This is a genomic window from Streptomyces antnestii, assembly GCF_004005495.1.
Classification (GTDB): domain Bacteria; phylum Actinomycetota; class Actinomycetes; order Streptomycetales; family Streptomycetaceae; genus Streptomyces; species Streptomyces antnestii.
The window spans coordinates 883381-901407 of record NZ_RZYA01000001.1 but is presented as its reverse complement, the minus strand read 5'-3'; the positions used below and the strand labels follow the sequence as shown (position 1 = coordinate 901407).

The following is an 18027-nucleotide window of genomic DNA, read 5'->3' as shown; positions in this document are numbered from 1 at the left end:
GATGGGGGTGGGGGTGATTTGGGCATCGAGGTGCCGAGGCGCGGACTGCGAGGCGTGGTGGGGGTGCCGTGCCGGGGTGGAGTGTCAGCTACGCGCGGCACCCCAGCGGGGGTTAATCAAGGGTCGCGGCGGGCCCAAGCCCGGGGTCAGCCGTCGAGGTCGGTCAGCGTGACCGTGATGTGCCCACCGAGCACCGAGGTGATCTCGATGGGCTTGCCGGTCACCGGGGCGGTGACCCGCACCCGGACCCGGGACCAGGCCCGGCCCCTGGTGTGACCGTTCTCGACCGCCACCAGAATTCCGCCGAACTTCACTCGGGCCCCGAACTCGCCGAAACCGAGGTCTTCCCACTCGTCGTGACACACGAGCGTTTCGAACTCGATCCAGTTCAGTGCGTCTGCCTGACACAGCTCGACCGCATTCACCTTATACCCGCCCACCCGAATCACCTTTCCGCATTCGTCCGCCCATTCGAAGAATCCTCCGCCGGGCACTTTTAGCCTTTCCCGTTCCCACCTTTTCGGGAACAATTTAAATATAGCTCGATACGAGGGTGTAGTGAAGTCAGTATTCAGGCTTGATAATGCTGGAATTCTCGTGAATTCACGACGCTAATTATGGCGAATTCCGGGCCGCGCGACGCTTCCTGTCGTGCCCCCGCGATCCGGCGACCGAAATCAAGGCCCGTACCGGCGCCGGCGGCGCCGGAAAATCGAGCGCGCGCTCGAACGGCGGCACGGCCCCGGCGGCACGGCCCCGGCGGCACGGCCCCGGCGGCACGGCCCCGGCGGCACGGCCCCGGCGGCACGGCGGGCGCCTCCGGCTACGCCTGGGCACCCGCCTCACCCGGCCGAGGGGCCGGCAACCTTCAGGCAAGGAAGGAAGAAGGGAAAGGGGTTGATGAGGGCTGGGAGGTGACAACAGGTGCGAAGGGGCAGTGAGTTGCATATGCCGAGGAAACGGGGTTGGGCCGCCGGTATCAGCAGATCGGGACAGATTCTCCTACCGATATGCAGGCTGGCCCGGTCCGCGGTGGCGGATCGGGCCGTGGCCTGGGCGGATGCTCCGTAGGGGTGCTCCTGTGCAAGCGGGACGGCGGGATGGATCCCGGTGGCAGGACGTGGGTCAGGACGAGTCGGAGGACTTCACCGTCTGATTGGTGTGCCGCCTGCTGCGGTCCGGCGCGTGGGCGGGGCCCGGTTGAGAAGTGCGAGGGTGGCGGGTTCCGGCGAGGCGTCGATGGAGGCGAGACGGTCCGTGAGCAGGGCCAGGGTGCGGTGAGCGGCATCGTCACGGCCCACGGTGATCTGGAGCTTGATGATGCGCCGGTAGACACGTTCGTTTTCGGGATCGAGGTCGGCGGCCTGGTTGAGCAGGGCGAGGGCGGGTTCGGGATCGGCGGACTGTTGCGCGGTGTGCTCGGCAAGCAGCATCAGGGCATCAACGGCGCGGCGATGCAGGGCAATCCGGAGGCCCTGGGCCCACAGGTAATCGGCGCCGTCGCACAGCTGCCCGGTGTAGAGGGCGGTCGCGCGTTGGAGGGCTGTGGCGCGTTCGTGCGGGGAGTCGGCGCGGGTGGCCGCTGTGAGGGCTTTGGTGAACGCTGTGACGTCCGTGGAAATGTATTGCGGGTCAAGGCGGTGGATGGGCCCGCTGAGGGTAACGAAGGCGACTTCCTTTTTGCCGGTGGCACTGCGGAAGACTCGTCGGGCGGCACGCCGCAGGTTTTCAAGGTCCGCTTTCATTTCGGTCGGGTCGTCGGCGAGTTGCATCTTCTCCGCGATTTCTTCGCCGCGCAGGCCACCTGGATGGGCGGCGAGAAGAGCGATGAATTCGCGGGTCTCTTCTTTCCTGGTGTCTGCGAGTTTGCATTCCTTGCCGTGGACGAGGAGTTTGAATCCACCGAGGAGAACCAAGCGCACCGGGCCAAACGGCCCGGCCTCCTGCACAGAGGCAGGGGCTGGAGACTTGCGGCTGGGCCGCGGCTTATCGGGGCGCTGCGGTTCCGTGGTGGGTTCTGGCTCGGGATCCTGTGCGTCGGTGGCGTCGGGTGAGCCGGCGGGGTGCCCGTGGGCTGCCAGCAGCCCTTGGACAAGTTCGTGGGCTGTCTCGGGGGCGAGGAGGAACATCGTGACGTCGTTCAGGGCGGTGAGCGGACCGGTAGCGGTGCCGTCGTCGGCGATCGCGAGTCGCTGCTGCGCAGCGTCGCGCCAGCCTCCAAGGGTGACGACGGCGAGCTGGCCAGCTCCGGCTCGTGCGGCCAGCGCCCGCAGCCGGCCTTCGTCCTCTCCATGCCTCTGGCCGTCCACGAGCAATACGTGGAGGGCCGGCGCGCCGTGTTCCAACACCTCAGTGTCCAGGCGCTGTTCGTGACGGGCGTGCTCCAGTAGCGCGTGCTCAGCGACCTCGACGGCTGCGGCGATGTCGCTCGTCACTGTCCAGGCCGGGACCGATACATCGGTGCCGGCCAGGAGTCGGCGTACGGTGTCCGCGTCTGTGAGCAGTTGTACGCAGGGTGGGGCGGGACGCAGCCGTTGGGCGGCGGAGGCGATGGCGATGAGCAGGTGTCGGGCAGCGTCCTCGGCGCCTGGCCCGTCCAGGTGGACGCCGCCGGGTACGGCGAGAGCGTCGATGCGTACTTCCCGGCCGGCGCGTTCGGCGATCGTGACCGTGCCCGGCTGGCCCGGGTCGGCCGGTGCCGTGCGCCGCGCGAGAACGTCGGGGTTGTGGTGACGGGTGGCGCGGTTGGCCAGAGAGGCTTGGTTGCTGCGGTGCAGTGCATCGCCCAGCTGAAGGTCGTCGTCCTCCAGGGGCATGGCGAGGGAGTCGAGGCGGGGTGTCCGGCGGCGCGTGGCGTGCCATCGGGCAAAGCCGAGGGCGGCTGCGATACCCGCCGCGGTAGTGACGCCGATCGCGGAGGCGGCGCCCAGCGGGATGGTGACCGGGCGATGTTCCTGGGCCGGGCGGCGTTCCTGCTGCTGACGGTCCGTCTGCCGCTGCTCGTCTTCGTGTTCACCGCGGCCCGGAGTCTGGTGTTCCTCGGGCTCAGGGGCCGGAGTCGATGTGCGTGGGGGCGGTGCGGGGGTCTCTGTGGACGGCTGCGGCGGGTGCGGTGAGGGCGCGTTGTGGACGGGTAGATGCAGTCGCCAGCCCGGTTGGATGTGGTCAGGGTCGGCGAGTAGCGCGCCGTCGGATTGCCTGATGGAGCAGCTGAGTTGGTAGATCTTCGGCCAGCTCAGGGGGTCGCCGAGGTGCTGCTCGGCGATGTCCCACAGGGTGTCACCGGGTTGCACGATGTAGGTGGCGTGCGCGGGCTCAGCGACCCGCGCGGGTGTCACATGCAGGGGCGCGGTGGTCGCAACCGGTGCCGCGGCGGGGCTCGCGGTAGGGACGGTGGCGTGCGCGGCAGGCAGGCGCCAGACGCCGATCAAGGCGATGAGCAGGGTGCCGACGAGGAGTGCGGCGGCGGCCCGGTGGGCGGGCAGCGTGGCGGTGTGGCGCCGAAGGAGCGTCGCATCCCGGGCGAGCGCGGGCAGGCGCCGCGTCAGCCAGCTTGCTTCGCGCAGCATGGTAGCGGTGAAGTACGCCCAGCAGGCCCACCCCACGAGGGCGAGGGCCTGGAGGACGAAGGGGTCGCTGATCGGTTGCCCGAGCCGCGTGAGGAGGTCGTTGAGCGAGGTGGCCTGGCTGGGCCAGGGCGCGCCGACAGCGGTAAGGAGAACGTACGGAACGCCCGCCAGGGCGCCGGTGAGCGCGCTGGCGGAGGCGAGGAGACGTGCGGCGGCGGTTAGCCGGTGCGGGGTGTGGTGAGCCGGGGTCGGTCGTGGCATCAAGGCGCTCCTTCTGTGCCCTGATGCCAGGGGGTGGTGGTGCCGAGTTCGATGTGGGCGGTCGCGGATGCCGTGGTAGTGAGCCGGTCTACGCCGACCAGAGAGAGGACTTGGCTCCTTTGGACGTGGGTGACGCTGACCTGAACCTGGTCCTCTCGCACCTGCACGCGGGCGGTGTCACCGACCGCGGCCACGCGTGCGCGTGCCACCGCGCCGGCCTCGCGTACATGGAGTCTCGTGCGGTGGGTGGCGCGCAGGTAGTCGAGGTCGACTTGCTGGCAGGCGGCGCGTGCTGCCTCTTGCGCGGTGTCGGCGGCGCGTACCTTCCCGGCCAGGGCGAGGCCGCCGTCGATGACGAGCCCGGCGAAGAGGAACAGTCCGGCCACCGCTACGACGACGACTGCGGTGACCTGCCCCGAGTCGCTGATCGCCGCACCGCGTTGCTTTCTGTGTCTCATGGGTCTACTCCCCTATATAGATCCACTACGGAGGCGGCCGATTCCGTGACATCGACGTTGCGCATGCCTGGCACGTCGAGGACGACGCGGCACGTCACTGTCACCCGCACCACACCCCCCGGGGTGAAGTCGCCCAGTTCGGGAGTGACGCGGGGGCCGGTGCATGAGGAGCCGGCCCCGGTCAGGCTGCGCGTGGTCGCCCCGCTGGCCTCAGCCTTGGCGGCGTCGGCGGAGCGCGCCAGGGTGGCGGCGCGGGCTGCCTGGTGGGCGGCTTCGTCGGCGTCCAGGCGCGCGCCGACGAGCTTGCCGAAGGCGACGGCGACCAGCGCCAGCAGGATCAACAGGGGTGTCACTAACACGAGTTCGGTCGTCGCCGACCCGCTATCGCGTGGCCGGTGTAATTGAGTGGTCATGCGCATCCGGTCACCCTGTCTGTACCACCCATTTCTCGGTCGGCCCCGCGGCGTTCCCGGCCACCCGCAGATGCACACCCGGTACGACCTCGACGACCTCACCCTCCACGTTCACCGCCAAACCCTCCGTTCCGCGGCTGATCTTCACCGTTGGATGCTTGAGCACCGCCCCGCCCAGCAGGCGCAGTGTGGCCGCCGCGCGAGTGTTGCCGGCCGCGGCAGTGGAGTCCTGGGCCCGGGCCGCTGCCAGGGCGCGCGAGGCGGCCGTCTGGGCGATGTGCTGGGCGTGCAGGGCGAGAGCGAACTGCACGATGAACAGCAGCAGGGTCATGAGCAACGGCACCACGAGTACCAGCTCGGTACTCGCAGCCCCACGGTCCGCCGGCCGTTTCGTGCGCGGTGGTCGGCTTCTTCTAGCCAAGGTCGATCCCGCCCACCTTGGCGGTCACTTTGGCGGCGATGACGCCGATGACCGCGAGGGTCATGATGACCAGCAGGGCGGTGACGATGACGGTCTCGGTGGAGTACCCCGCATCCTGGGCCATCCCTGTTCTGGCGCGTCGCCACCAGGCGCGGGTGCGGATGGCGATCGGGCGCATGTTCACGGCAAGCTCCGTTCTAGTGAGTGTTTGTGGCCTACAGCCCGGCGAGAACGTTCTGCAGGGCCGGGTAGCCGATGAAGACGAGGAAGCCTGCGAAGAGGACGACGACGGGCAGTGACATCCGTTCGGTGGCGGACTGGGCGGCGCCGTCGGATTCGGCCAGGCTGCGGGTGCGCATTGCGGCGGCCTTCGCCTCCAGTGAGACGCGGATCTTGGCGCCTTCGCTGCCGGCGAGCGAGACCGTCGCCGCGAGTTCCGCCAGTTCCCGCACCCCGGTGCGGGCCCCGAGTGCGCCCAGTTCGTGCCATACGTTGGTCCGCCCGACCTCCGAGGCGGTCAGGGCGCGGCGTAGTTGGGCCGCTCCCCATCCGTGCGGGTTGGTTCCAGCGTCCGAGAGGGCCTGGTGGATGCCGGCGCCGCCCGCCAGGGCGATGACCACGAGGTTGAGGAACACGGACAGGGTGTGGCGCAGTTCCTTGCGGCGCCGCTGGGCCTCGGACCGAACCGACAGGTCCGGGGTGAAGAACAGCACCGTCCCCGTCAGTAGCGAGCCGAGAACCGTCGACTGCATGCCAAGTCCACTGCCAGTGAGCGCCCACAGCAGGAGTGAGGCGACGCTCGGCGCGAGGAGACCGGCGAGGAAGGCGCCAGTCTTCTCGGCCAGGAAACGCTCGACCGGGACGTCTGCGACCGCTAGATCGTCGCGCAGGCTCCGGGTGGGCAGACCGAGGGCCTTCAGCGCCGGCACGGCCCGCCACCCAAGGCGTGACGCCCAGCCCTCTCCTGTGTCCGCCGAGACCGGCTCAAACGCTGCAGTGATGGGCGTGCCGAGTCGGGTCAGGGTGTCGGCGAGGGACGGGCGGGGCGGGTTGATGCCGTACACGGTCAGCGCCAGGAAGCCGCCGAGTCCGAGCCCGAGCAGGATCACTGTCATCAAACCCCCGCCTCCCCAACCGTGCTGCGTGCGTCTTTGAGGACCCGGGGCTCCTCCACCACCGCGGCAATCTTCATCAGCCACCAAAACGCAACAGCGAACAGGCCTCCCACCAGCCCCAGGACGAACTGGCCCTGAACGCTGGCGTACGGATTCAGGTAGGGGCGGTTGAGGACGATCAGTCCTGCGGCCATGCCCAGCGTCGTGCCCGTGATGACGCGCACCGAGGTCCGCACTCGCCCGCGCCCGGCCTCGGTCTTCAGCCGCATGGTCACCTGTTCCCGAGTCGCTGAGCCCAACTGGCCGAGAAGTCCGGCTAGTTGGCGGGCTTGTCGTTCGGCAGCCATGACGAGTGCGGCTGTGACCATGTCGCAGGTTGCGTCGTCCACCTCGTCGGCAAAGGTTCGCAGCGCCTGACCCAAGGGCTGTCCGTCGTCGATGCGTGCCGCCAGGCGGGCCGTCTCTTCGCGCAAGGCGGGTGGGGCGACGGGGGCTGTGGCAAGGATTGCCTGTTCCAGTCCAGCGGCCGCGGACAGCGTGTCGCGCAGCATCTCCGCCCAGACCGCGACGGCTTCCAGCCTGGCAGTGCGGGCCGCTGCATCGCGATCTCGTCCCAGCAGCCGCGGCAGGGTCAGCACGCCCACCACCGTGAGCAGCCCGGCGACCGGCCAGCCCGTGAGCGCCACGGTCAGGGCTGCGGCCACCGCCGCTGCCAGCCACTTCCGCCCGCTCGCCTTCGGTGGCAGCCGCCACCGTCGCACAGTGCGCCGGCCGCCCTGGCGCGGCATGACGCCGTACACGGTCAGCCACAGCGAGAGGGCGAGTCCCGCTCCCCACAACAGGCCGATGAGCGCTCCGTGGGTCATGTCCTCCTCCATCGCTCGCCGCGCAGGCAAGCCGTGTCCAGGCCGGCATCGACCAACTCGTCGAGAGTCTCGGTACGCACCGGTGCACTGGGCACAGCGCGCCCGCCCAGGCCGGGTTTGTAGACCTCGTTGGAGACGATGTGGGTGCCGTCCGCGTCCACGACCTCGCGGATCGAGTCGATGACCCGCTGCCCGTCCGTGGCCCAGCCGACATGCACCACGAAGTGCACGGCCGAGGCGACCAGCAGGTTTGTCGTCTCCAACGACAGCCGCTCCGGTGACTGGGCTGCGTACGCGGCGAGTTTCGTGAACACCCCGCGTGAGGTGGAAGCATGGATCGTGGAGAGCGAGCCGTCGTTGCCCTGGCTCATGGCATTGCACATCGGCACGACCTCCGGCCCCCGGATCTCCCCGACGATCACCCGGTCCGGGGACATCCGCAGTCCCCAGCGCACCAGCTCCGCCTGGTCGACAGCGCCCTCGCCCTCCAGGTTCGCCTCGCGGGCCTGCAGCGCCATGACGTTCGGATGCGCGAGGGTGTCCTGGTGGAGCCCGAGCTCGAAGGTGTCCTCGATGGTCACCAGCCGCTCGCAGGCGGGAATGACCGAGGCCAGGCCGCGGGCGAGGGTGGTCTTGCCGACGTTGGTGCCGCCGCCGATGATGATGTTCTTCCGAGCCCGCACCAGCGCCGTCAAGAACGCAGCCAGGGGCCGGTCGCAGACGCCGAGGCGGTCGACCAGGTCATCCATGGACACGCGCTTGAAGCGATGCCGGCGGATCGTCAGACCCACCCGGTGCGACAGCGCCATCACCGCGAACAAGCGTGAACCGTCCGGCAGGCACACATTCAGGCTCGGCGACCCGCGATCGAAGCGCCGTTCCTCCAGGCCCGAGCGAGCCGCGATCTGCCTTACGAGATCGACGAGTTCACCATCGGAAGTGGCCACGGGGGCGCGCTGTTCTTCGGTTCCGTCGGCGTAGCGGACGAAGACCTGGTCCGCACCGTTGATCTGGATGTTCTCGATCCGGTCGTCTTCCAGCAGTTCCTGGAGGGAACCGAGTCCGAACAGCGCCTCCATCACCGAGCGCTCCAGTGCCTCCCGTTCGCCGTCACTCAACGCTGACTGACCCACGCGGAGCCGGCCCTGGTTGTGGGAGGCGATCTCATCAGCGAGCAGCTTCCTGGCCAGGGTGCGCCGTTCACCACTGCTCTGCACCGGCAGTCCGGCCTCGCTGCGGGAGTGCGCGAAACCCGTCAGGGTCGCGGCGATGTTCTCCCGGAACATGTCGGCAGCGCGGCCGTGGTCCCTCATTGCGTCCCGCCCTAGAAGATGCGTGAGGTCACGCGTCACAACATCGTCCGCCGCACGGCCTTCTCCGACCGCCTGCAGGACCTCATGATCCGGTACACGCGGCAGCAGTACACAAGTGCCGAACTGATCGCCAAACTGGTCGAGATGGCCAAGGAGGTGGTTGAGGACGCCAGGCGCGGTGAGAAGTTCGAGCCGCCGCTGAACTGGCGCGAGCTCGCCTTCTACGACGCCGTGGCCGAGCACGGCACGGCTCAGGAACTCATGGGTGACGAGATCCTGGCGAGCATCGCCCGTGACCTCGTCGCGGAGGTCCAGAAGAAGCTCAAGCCGGACTGGATCGCCCGCGAGCCGGTCCGCGCCGGCCTTCGCAGCGCCATCAAGCGCCTGCTGGCCCGCCGCGGCTACCCGCCGGACAGGCGCGCGGAGGCTGTCGACCTGGTCCTGAAGCAGATGGAGCACTTCGCCGACGAATGGTCCACAACCGGCGTCCCGGACAGCTGATACTGACTCCAACATCCCTGGGCCACCGTTCCGCCTCGGCGGGAGCATCCCCTGCCGAGGCGGCGGATCGTCGCCTCTATTCCAGGAGCAGGGGGGTTCCAGGTTCGAGGCTCATCGCAATTGAGGGTGCAATTGGGGCCTGAAGCCGCCGGCCTCCATCAGCGACCGGCCAACCGTCAGCGCATGTCTCCCTGCGTCGAGGAAGCCGTTTCTCATTCAGCCTTCGTCGCCGCGTTCCTCTTCGTCCCCGCGCCGACGGAGCGTTCGCTCGGCGATCGGCTGGAGAGCTTGCCCGTCGCCGACTTGGCCCGGTCGAGGGTCTCGCTGCCGAAGCGCCTGGCGGCATCGACGCCGTCTGCTCCCGTCCCGAGCGCCTTGTCACACCTCCGTGGCCGTGTCCGCCCGTCGTCTCGCCTCCAATGACTGTCGGCCTCGCTCTACCCGAAACAGCCGATGAAAGTCAACGACGGCGATCCCGATCTGGCTGCTCGAATACGCCACGTCCCGGGACCTGGTCGGGTACAGCAGCACCGTCGTGTTAGCCGTGCCAGCGGCCGCAATAACGCGGGCCATTAAGCGCTGTGCTACGTGAGATGAGTTCCAACCGGTCCTGCTGGGCAGCCTTCAGCCCGAGGCGATGCCCGTCCAACTCCCCCAGAGACGCGTCCGGCACCCGGTCGAGTTCGAGCACAGCGATCGCCTCCTGCAGGCGGAAGCATCGAGCCAGAACAACGAGCCACTCCAGCATCTTGGACTCTGCTTCCTTGGCGAGATCACCGATCTTGGTCTTGCGCCAGGGCGACGGCCAGCCGTCCCTCCTACCTTCGGCGCCTACGGCATGATGCGCGGCCACTGTCCACTCAGTGCGGGGAACCACCGCCCTTGGCCACGACCAGACTTAAATTCGACTCCCCTGCCACCTACGTCCCCGAAGGTCGTCGAACCGCTCACGCCCGCGTTCAACATCTCAATACGTCCACTAACCGCCACCACCGGAAACCGGCATACCACCCAGCCAAAATCGGACATGGGGCCAAGATTTCGCATGGCCCCATACCGTCGACCCCGGTTATGGGAACGCCGCTCCCAGCCCCGCTCCCACAGGGAGTGAGCGTGACCTGCCCGAAGAGCGGAAGCTCATACCCATAAGACCCCCCGAACGACGGGAAGCCGGCGGTCACAAAACGGACACGGATGTGAACGCGTGGGCAAGAAATCGAATATGTGCGCAGCGGCCCGAGTGGGAGCAAATCGTTAAGGGGACTGGGAGGGAGCGTGCTCCCTCCCATTGCTCCCAGGGAGCGGGCCCGGGAACAGAAAAAGGGCCGTTATGAAAACGGCCCTTCACCTGCGACGTTCGAAACGTTCGAACTGTCGGGACGACAGGATTTGAACCTGCGACCCCTTGACCCCCAGTCAAGTGCGCTACCAAGCTGCGCCACGTCCCGGTGCTCGTCTGACCTGGGGTTTCCCCTTGGCCGAACGCGCACGGAAACCATACCGCACTCGGGGCCGTGGTCGCTCACCCCTTATCCGCGGCAGCGGTGCCGCAGATGCCTGTTGACCTCAAGTCGACTTGAGGTTGCACGCTTCTTGTCATGACGACGACAGCGGCGCGTACCGCGGAACGTACCTACTCCTACGAAGACCTTCCCGGCCTCATGGGTCTCATGACCGGCGACGAGAAGCACGGGCCCGCCGCCACCTCCACCCTCGATGTGCTGTGGGTCCTCTACGACCGGGTGCTCCGGGTGGCGCCCGGCGCCCTGGAAGATCCCGGACGCGACCGGTTCCTGCTGTCGAAGGGGCACGGGCCCATGGCCTACTACGCGGTACTCGCCGCGAAGGGGTTCGTGCCCCTGGAGTGGCTGCCCGGCTTCGGGTCCTACGACTCACCTCTCGGGCATCACCCGGACCGCGTGCTCGTCCCCGGTGTCGAGATCGCCAGCGGGTCCCTGGGGCACGGGCTGCCCATCGCCGTCGGGACCGCCCTCGGGCTGCGGGCGCAGGGGCTCACGGAGCCCGCCGTCTGGACCCTCATCGGTGACGCCGAGCTGGACGAGGGCAGTAACCACGAGGCCATCGCCTTCGCCGGGCCCGCCGCCCTCGACCGGCTCCACACCGTCGTCGTCGACAATTCCTCCGCCAGCCACGCCCGGCCCGGCGGGATCGCCGCCCGTTTCGAGGCGGCCGGCTGGTCCGCCGTGACCGTCGACGGCCGCGATCACTCCGCCCTGTACGAGGCGTTCACCGCGCCCCACCCCGGACGCCCGCACGCGATCGTCGCCCGCGTCGAGCCGAAGAGCGGTTGAGCCCTGGCTACCCCCAACCCTTCCGCTCCGCTCGCCCACTCCGGCTTGCACCTCTTTGTTCTGTTCTGTTCCGTTTTCGTTGGAAGGACATCCGCGTCATGGACACCATGCGTGATCGGTTCGCCCCCGTCGTCTCCCAGCTTCTTGACGAGGACCCCCGGGTCGCCGTCGTTCTCGCGGAGATCGGCAGGGACCGTTTCGTGGAGACGGAGCGTAAGCACCCGGACCGGGTGATCAACGTCGGCATCAGGGAGCAGCTGCTCATCGGGACAGGGGCCGGGCTCGCGCTGACCGGGATGCGGCCCGTCATACACACCTTCGCCAGTTTCCTGGTGGAGAGGCCCTTCGAGCAGGTCAAGCTGGACTTCGGGCACCAGGACGTGGGCGGGGTTCTGGTGAGCGCCGCCGCGTCGTTCGACTGGCCGTCGGGCGGGTTCACGCACATGGCGCCCGGTGACGTCGCACTGCTCGACACTCTCGACGGCTGGACGGTGCACGTGCCGGGGCACCCCGACGAGGCCGAGACGCTGCTGCGGCATGCCGTCGGCGCCGGCGACGACCGGGTCTACGTCCGGCTCTCCGAGCAGTCGAACAGGGACGCCCTCGCCGTTGACGGAGAGCGCTTCCTGACCGTCCGCGAAGGCCGGGGTGGTGTCGTGGTCGCGGTCGGGCCCATGCTCGACGCCGTACTCGCCGCCACCGAGGGCCTCGATGTCACCGTGCTGTACGCCACGACCGTGCGGCCCTTCGACTCCGTCGCCCTGCGCCGCGCCGCGGGGGTGGCGGACGCCGCCGACGTGGTGCTCGTCGAGCCGTATCTGGCCGGTACGTCGACCGCTGTCGCGAACGACGCCCTCGCCGACCTGCCGCACCGGGTGCTGGGGCTCGGCGTGGGCCGCCGTGAGCTGCGCCGGTACGGGCAGATCGAGGAGCACGTGGCCGCGCACGGCCTCGACCCCGCCTCTCTGCGGGAGCGGATCAGCGGCTTCCTGGGCGCGCCGGTTCGCGGCTAGCGGGCGCCGCGACAGCCTTCCGGCCCGGCATGCTGTCGACCCGTACCAGGCCGCGGATCGCGGGGACGGCCAGCAGGGACGCCGCGACCAGGACGGTCGTGACGCCACCGGCGAGCAGTACGTGCCGGGTGCCGAAGACGCCGGCGGCGGGTCCGGCGAGGGCCTGGCCGACCGGTGTCATCGCGAGGGAGCCGGCGACGTCGTAGGCGTGGATGCGGTTGAGGACGTCGCGCGGGACCTGGGTCTGGATGCTCGTCGCCCACATGACGCCCCAGAACGACATGCCGGCGCCCGCGACGATCGCGCCCGCCGCCATCCCCTCCACGCTGAGCCCCGCGCCCACCGTCGCCGGGAACAGGCTGAAGCCGAAGAGGGCGACGGCGCCGGCGCGCAGCATGCGGCGGGGGCGCAGTCGTAGGGCGAAGACTCCGCCGATGACCGTGCCGAGGCCGAGCGCGGAGTTGACCAGGCCGTAGGCGCGCGGGCCGTGTTCCTGGACGACCTGTGTGGCGATGAGCGGGACGGCCGGGCCCCAGGCCGCGATCATCAGGACGCACCAGATCGCGATGACGCCCCACAGCCACGTGCGGGACCTGAACTCCCGCCAGCCCTCGACGAGATCGGCCCGGAAACCGCTGCCGTGGCTCGCCTCCGCGCCCGCCGGGGCCGGGGGCAGCCGGAGCAGCAGCAGGCACAGGGCGCTCAGTCCGTACGTTCCCGCGTGGGACGCGAAGACGACGCCGGGTGACGCGAACGCGACGAGCATGCCGGCGACGGCCGGGCCCGCGAGCTGTGCCACGGACTCGGCCACGCGTATCGCGCCGTTCGCCGCCTGTACGTCGGCGGCGAGGCGCGGGACCGTGCTGGCGACGCCCGGCTGGAAGAGGGCGGACGCCGCGCCGTTCACCGCGCCGATGACGCAGATCTCCCACAGCACCACGTGCCCGGTGAAGAACATGACCGCGGCCAGGGACTGGGTGACGAGGCGCGTGACGTCGGCGCCGATCATCAGGAGCCGGGTGCTGAAACGGTCCGCGAAGACGCCGCCGAAGATGACGAGTCCCGCGAAGCAGGCCACGGATGCGGCCATCGCCAGTCCTACGGCGCCCGCGCCGTAACCGTGCTCCAGCAGGCCCGCGGCGAGCGCCACGGGCAGCATCGTGTCGCCCAGCTTGGCCACGGCCCGCGCCGCGAAGAACAGCCCGAAGTCCCGCGACCAGATCGAGGACGAGGTCGAGGACGAGGGCAAGGTCGAGGTCGAGGTCGAGGGCTGTGTGCGGTGCTCCGTCGCGGATGGTACGCCCGCTGCGTCCCGCGCACCCGATGCGACTGGTGCGGCAGGCACGTCCCGTGCGCCAAGCACGTCTGACGCGTCCGGCGCGGCACGCACATCCGGTGCGGCACGCACATCCCGCTCCTCCGACCCGCCTCGCCCCTCCGCCGGTAGACCGTCCATTCCCGCTCCTACCCCTCCCCGGCAACGCGGTGCCCCTCGCGGCGCCGCTCTCCCTAGCCCCGCCGGATCATTTCACGCTGCACGCACATCGCCCCCTGAATATCCGGGCCCTGTCCGGGCCCTCCTGCCCGTACCGCTCCCCCACCCCTATCCAGCTTCCGGAGGCCCCAACTCCGGGTGGGCGTCCAGTAGTCGGCCCGGAGCCGCCTGGCGCCAGGAGTCGGTGAGGATGTCACGCAGCTCCTCCGTGTCGTCCAGCGCGGCGAGCCTCACCCGCACCCACGCGAAAGCCGCCTCGTGGTCGGCGATCCAGAACTTCCTGGGCTCCGCGAGGACCAGTTCGTCCCGCTCCTCCTTGGGGCAGCGCACCGCGAGGGACGTCTCCTCCTCGGGCAGCGTGGCGAACATCTTCCCCGCGACCCGGAACGTCGGCATGCTCCAGGCGATCTTCTCCGTCACCTCCGGCAGGGCGAGTGCGATGGAACGTACGTCGTCGGCGTCTGACATGGAACGAACCGTAACCAAACCCACTGACAATCGCCGGTCGGAGACGACTCGCGAGCCCGTCAACTCCCGTACCCCGCGGCGCCTATTGCCGGTTCCGACCCATTGACCCCTTCCTTCCCGGAACCTACGCTGAACGACGCCGTCGGGAAAGCGCTTTCTAAAACCGATACGTCCAAGCGCTCCGGCATTCCCGCAGCACTCACCGCACGCCCGCAGCCGGCCATCGGTCACAAGCCACCGGCCCACCGCCCAGGGAGCGCCATGAGTTCTACGAGTCCAGCCACGTCCCCTCCCCCTCCCCCCGCCGCACGAAGACGACATCGTCCCTGCTCGCCCAGGACCGGCCTCCTCGCCCTCGTCTCCCTTCTCGCCCTCGTCGTCGGGCTCGGGCTCGCCGCCCCGCCCCGCGCGGCGGCCGAGGCCGCCGCCTCGTACCGCGTGCTCGTCTTCTCCAAGGTCACGAACTACGCCCACGACTCGATCCCGGCGGGCATCGACGCGATCAAGAAGCTCGGCAGTGAGAACGGCTTCGAGGTCGAGGCGACCGACGACGCCACCGCGTTCACCGACGAGAACCTCGCCCGCTTCAAGGCGATCGTCTTCAACAACACCGACTCGACGCCGGAGAAGGGCGATCTGCTCGACGCCTCCCAGCGCTCGGCCCTGCAGAAGTACGTGCGCGGGGGCGGCGGCTGGGTCGGGTTGCACGCCGCGTCGGCCAGCGAGCGGGACTGGGGCTGGTACGAGGGGCTCGTCGGGGCGATCTTCGACCAGCATCCCGCCGTGCAGACGGGCCGGATCAAGGTCCTCGACCACGCGCACCCCTCCACGAAGGGGCTTCCGGAGCTCTGGGAGCGCACGGAGGAGTGGTACAACTGGCGCACCAATCCCACCGGGAAGGTGCACACGCTCGCGCAGATCAAGGTGCGGGACGGTGTCACGGGCCTGGACGAGGGTGTCGACCACCCGTGGTCGTGGTGCCAGAACTACGACGGCGGCCGGTCCTGGTACACCGCGGGCGGGCACGCCGCGTCGGCCTTCCAGGAGCCCGGGTTCCTCCAGCACATCCTCGGCGGCATCCAGTGGGCGGCCGGCGACAAGCCGGGGGACTGCTCGGCGACGAAGACGGGCAGTTTCCAGCGCACCCCGCTCGCCACCTCCGACCTCGCGGACCCGTTCGAGCTGGCCGTCGCGCCGGACCGGCGCGTCTTCTTCATCCAGCGCACCGGCAAGCTGAAGATCATCGATCAGGAGACGCTGAAGGTCACCACGGCGCTCGACCTCGACTACACACCCGAGATGACGAGTCAGTCGGACGGTCTGCTGGGGCTCGCGCTCGACCCGCGGTTCCGGGACAACCACTGGCTCTATCTGCTGAACTCCGACAAGACCGAGAAGCGGATCAATCTGTCGCGGTTCACGGAGGTGGGCGGAAAAGTCGATCCGGCTTCGGAGAAGCGGCTCCTCTCCATCCCCACCTGGCGGGGCGAGGGGCGCGCCAACTCCCATATGGCGGGCTCCATCGCGTTCGACAACAAGGGTGACCTCTACATCGCGACGGGCGACAACACCGACCCGTTCGCCTCCGACGGTTTCAACCCCATCGACGAGCGTGAAGGGCGCCGCGCCTGGGACGCGCAGGGCACCGCCGGCAACACGAACGACCTGCGCGGCAAGGTGCTCCGGATCACGCCGAAGGCCGACGGCACGTACGGGATTCCCGAGGGGAACCTGTTCGCGCCGGGGACGGACAAGACGCGCCCCGAGGTGTACGCGATGGGGATGCGGAACCCGTTCCGGATCACGACCGATCCCGTCAGCGGGGCGCTGCTCGTCGGCGACTACGGTCCCGACGCCCGTAACGCGGTCGCGGACCGGGGGCCCGAGGGGACCGTCGAGTTCAACCGCATCACCAAGGCGGGGAACTACGGCTGGCCGTACTGCGTCGGCGACAACACCCCGTTCAACGACTACGACTTCGCGACACAGAAGTCCGGGGCGAAGTTCGACTGCGGCCACCTCGTGAACGACTCACCGAACAACACCGGCCTGCGCGACCTGCCGCCCGCGCACGCGGCGACGGTCTGGTACGCGTACTCGGCGTCGAAGGAGTTCCCCGAGCTCGGTACCGGGGGCGGTGGCCCGATGAGCGGTCCCGTGTACGCCTACGACCCGGCCAATCCGAACAGGACCAAGTTCCCTGAGTACTTCGACGGGAAGTGGTTCAACTTCGAGCTGACGCGGCAGTGGTTCAAGACCTTCTCGATCCAGGAGAAGGACCAGACGTTCACGGACCCGCGGTTCGCGCCGGCCAGGGCGGGCGATGTCCAGTCCATCAACTCCGTGTTCCCCGACATGAAGTGGAACCAGCCCTTCGACGCGGACTTCGGTCCCGACGGGTCCCTGTACGTCATCGACTTCGGGCTCGGCAGCGGTACGGGGCGCGGCGGCAGCAACGAGGGGTCCGGGATCTACCGGATCGACTACGTCGCCGACGGCCGTCTCCCGGACGCGCGGGCCGCCGCGGCGCCGGACAGCGGGCAGGCGCCGCTCGCCGTCACGTTCTCCAGCGAGGGCTCGGGCCTGCCCGACGGCAAACCGGTCACGTACGCCTGGGACTTCGACGGGGACGGCACCACCGACTCGACCGAGGCGAACCCGGAGCACACCTACCAGAAGAACGGTGTGTTCACGGCGCGCCTGACCGTGACCGGCCCGACCGGGCTCAGCGGTCACGCCGTCCGAGACATCACCGTGGGCAACACCCGGCCCGAGGTGACGATCCAACAGCCGCCGAACGGCGGGACGTTCAGCTTCGGCGACACCATCCCGTTCAGGATCAAGGTGGCGGACCGGGAGGACGGCCGGCCGGTCGACTGCTCGCGCGTCGTCGTCCAGTCGCAGCTCGGACATGACTCCCATCTGCATCCGCTGGACAACTACACGGGATGCGCGGGAGAGATCGTGACGGACGCCGGGGACAGCCACGGTCCCGGCCAGAACCTCTACTACGGCATCAGCGCCCAGTACGAGGACAAGGGCGGGGCGGACGGGGTGCCCGCGCTGACGGGGTCCGCGTCGCTCTCGCTGCGTACGTCCTTCCGTGAGGCCGAGCACTTCACGAAGACCGGTGGCGCGCACGACGGCGCCGTGGTCGCGAGCCGCGCGGACGCGTCGGGCGGCAAGCGGCTCACGGAGATCGAGGACGGCGACTGGGTGTCCTTCGACCCCGTGCATCTGAAGGGGGTCGACTCGGTGACGGTGGGTGCCGCGTCGGGCGGGATCGGCGGCGACATCGAGTTCCGCGCGGGCTCCCCCACTGGGGAACTGCTCGGCAAGGTGTCGGTCCCGAACACGGGTGGCTGGGGCAACGTGGTGTCCCCCACCACCGAACTGGCGGACTACGACGGCACGTTCACGCTCTACGCCGTCTTCACCAACCCGCAGTGGAGCGCCGACAAGGCCGACCTGTTCGCAGTCGACTGGCTGCACTTCAACGGGCCCGGCGTGGAGAAGCGGGCGGGCGCCGAGGTGACGGTGACCGCGACACCGGAGAGCGGGGCCCCGCCACTCACGGTCGCGCTCCAGGGCGCGGTGCAGCTCCCGAAGGGCCGTACCGCGGCCTCGTACCACTGGGACTTCGGGGACAACGTCAAGGCGACCGGTACGGAGAGCGCCACCGCCCAGCACGCGTACGCGCGCGCGGGTGCGTACACGGCGCATCTGACCGTCACCGACGACAAGGGCGACACGACCACCGGCGCGGTCCGGATCACGGTGAAGTGAGGAGTGGGCATGAGAACCACCAACATGAGTAACACC

Annotated in this window: 16 protein-coding genes and 1 tRNA gene; 4 read left to right on the top strand and 13 right to left on the bottom strand. The window is 69.3% G+C overall.

Annotated features, from left to right (window positions below):
* Window positions 1–146: 146 nt before the first annotated feature.
* The 9 genes from EOT10_RS03825 to EOT10_RS03785 all read right to left on the bottom strand — a co-directional run bounded on the left by EOT10_RS03825 (window position 147) and on the right by EOT10_RS03785 (window position 8389).
* Window positions 147–494: a hypothetical protein gene (locus EOT10_RS03825; protein WP_127826570.1), complete on the bottom strand. Its 348-nt coding sequence runs from the start codon at window positions 492–494 to the stop codon at window positions 147–149.
* Between the two features lie 651 nt (window positions 495–1145).
* Entirely contained in the window at window positions 1146–3569 is a 2424-nt protein-coding gene (locus EOT10_RS03820; protein ID WP_189491072.1) for a BTAD domain-containing putative transcriptional regulator, read from the bottom strand.
* A gap of 260 nt (window positions 3570–3829) precedes the next feature.
* Complete coding sequence (locus EOT10_RS03815; protein WP_127826568.1) at window positions 3830–4288, bottom strand: pilus assembly protein TadG-related protein; 459 nt, start codon at window positions 4286–4288, stop codon at window positions 3830–3832.
* Window positions 4285–4701, bottom strand: coding sequence for a TadE/TadG family type IV pilus assembly protein (locus EOT10_RS03810; RefSeq protein WP_127826567.1), 417 nt, complete (start codon window positions 4699–4701; stop codon window positions 4285–4287). Before EOT10_RS03810 ends, EOT10_RS03815 begins: the two co-directional genes overlap by 4 nt.
* 10 nt (window positions 4702–4711) lie before the next feature.
* A complete protein-coding gene (locus EOT10_RS03805) occupies window positions 4712–5122 on the bottom strand; it encodes a TadE family protein (protein ID WP_223280737.1) in 411 nt (136 codons plus the stop codon).
* A complete protein-coding gene (locus tag EOT10_RS03800) occupies window positions 5115–5300 on the bottom strand; it encodes a hypothetical protein (protein ID WP_127826756.1) in 186 nt (61 codons plus the stop codon). Before EOT10_RS03800 ends, EOT10_RS03805 begins: the two co-directional genes overlap by 8 nt.
* A gap of 37 nt (window positions 5301–5337) precedes the next feature.
* Window positions 5338–6237 (bottom strand): type II secretion system F family protein, encoded by a 900-nt coding sequence (locus EOT10_RS03795; protein ID WP_189491069.1) that lies wholly within the window; start codon window positions 6235–6237, stop codon window positions 5338–5340.
* On the bottom strand, window positions 6237–7103 hold the full coding sequence (locus tag EOT10_RS03790) for a type II secretion system F family protein (RefSeq protein ID WP_127826564.1): 867 nt from the start codon (window positions 7101–7103) through the stop codon (window positions 6237–6239). The genes EOT10_RS03795 and EOT10_RS03790 overlap by 1 nt, the downstream gene beginning before the upstream one ends.
* Entirely contained in the window at window positions 7100–8389 is a 1290-nt protein-coding gene (locus EOT10_RS03785) for a TadA family conjugal transfer-associated ATPase (protein ID WP_223280735.1), read from the bottom strand. The genes EOT10_RS03790 and EOT10_RS03785 overlap by 4 nt, the downstream gene beginning before the upstream one ends.
* 45 nt (window positions 8390–8434) lie before the next feature.
* Here EOT10_RS03785 and EOT10_RS03780 point away from each other — a divergent pair, with 45 nt between their 5' ends.
* Window positions 8435–8917: a type I restriction enzyme endonuclease domain-containing protein gene (locus tag EOT10_RS03780; RefSeq protein ID WP_127826563.1), complete on the top strand. Its 483-nt coding sequence runs from the start codon at window positions 8435–8437 to the stop codon at window positions 8915–8917.
* 538 nt (window positions 8918–9455) lie between these two features.
* Here EOT10_RS03780 and EOT10_RS41070 read toward each other — a convergent pair.
* Both EOT10_RS41070 and EOT10_RS03770 read right to left on the bottom strand, forming a co-directional pair.
* The gene (locus EOT10_RS41070; RefSeq protein WP_189491058.1) at window positions 9456–9770 is read right to left on the bottom strand and encodes a hypothetical protein; all 315 of its coding nucleotides are present in this window, start codon (window positions 9768–9770) and stop codon (window positions 9456–9458) included.
* Between the two features lie 521 nt (window positions 9771–10291).
* Window positions 10292–10365, bottom strand: a tRNA-Pro gene (locus tag EOT10_RS03770).
* Between the two features lie 150 nt (window positions 10366–10515).
* Between EOT10_RS03770 and EOT10_RS03765 the strand changes: the two genes are divergently transcribed.
* A complete protein-coding gene (locus EOT10_RS03765) occupies window positions 10516–11229 on the top strand; it encodes a thiamine pyrophosphate-dependent enzyme (protein WP_127826562.1) in 714 nt (237 codons plus the stop codon).
* A 98-nt stretch (window positions 11230–11327) separates the two neighbouring features.
* Window positions 11328–12242 (top strand): transketolase family protein, encoded by a 915-nt coding sequence (locus EOT10_RS03760; RefSeq protein ID WP_127826561.1) that lies wholly within the window; start codon window positions 11328–11330, stop codon window positions 12240–12242.
* On the opposite strand, the gene EOT10_RS03755 is transcribed toward EOT10_RS03760, so the two are convergent.
* The gene (locus EOT10_RS03755) at window positions 12208–13491 is read right to left on the bottom strand and encodes an MFS transporter (RefSeq protein ID WP_127826560.1); all 1284 of its coding nucleotides are present in this window, start codon (window positions 13489–13491) and stop codon (window positions 12208–12210) included. The two genes, EOT10_RS03760 and EOT10_RS03755, sit on opposite strands and share 35 nt — an antisense overlap.
* Before the next feature lie 354 nt (window positions 13492–13845).
* Window positions 13846–14205: an MmcQ/YjbR family DNA-binding protein gene (locus EOT10_RS03750; RefSeq protein ID WP_127826559.1), complete on the bottom strand. Its 360-nt coding sequence runs from the start codon at window positions 14203–14205 to the stop codon at window positions 13846–13848.
* A 261-nt stretch (window positions 14206–14466) separates the two neighbouring features.
* On the opposite strand from EOT10_RS03750, the gene EOT10_RS03745 reads away from it, so the two are divergent.
* Window positions 14467–17991 (top strand): ThuA domain-containing protein, encoded by a 3525-nt coding sequence (locus EOT10_RS03745; RefSeq protein ID WP_127826558.1) that lies wholly within the window; start codon window positions 14467–14469, stop codon window positions 17989–17991.
* Window positions 17992–18027 lie beyond the last annotated feature (36 nt).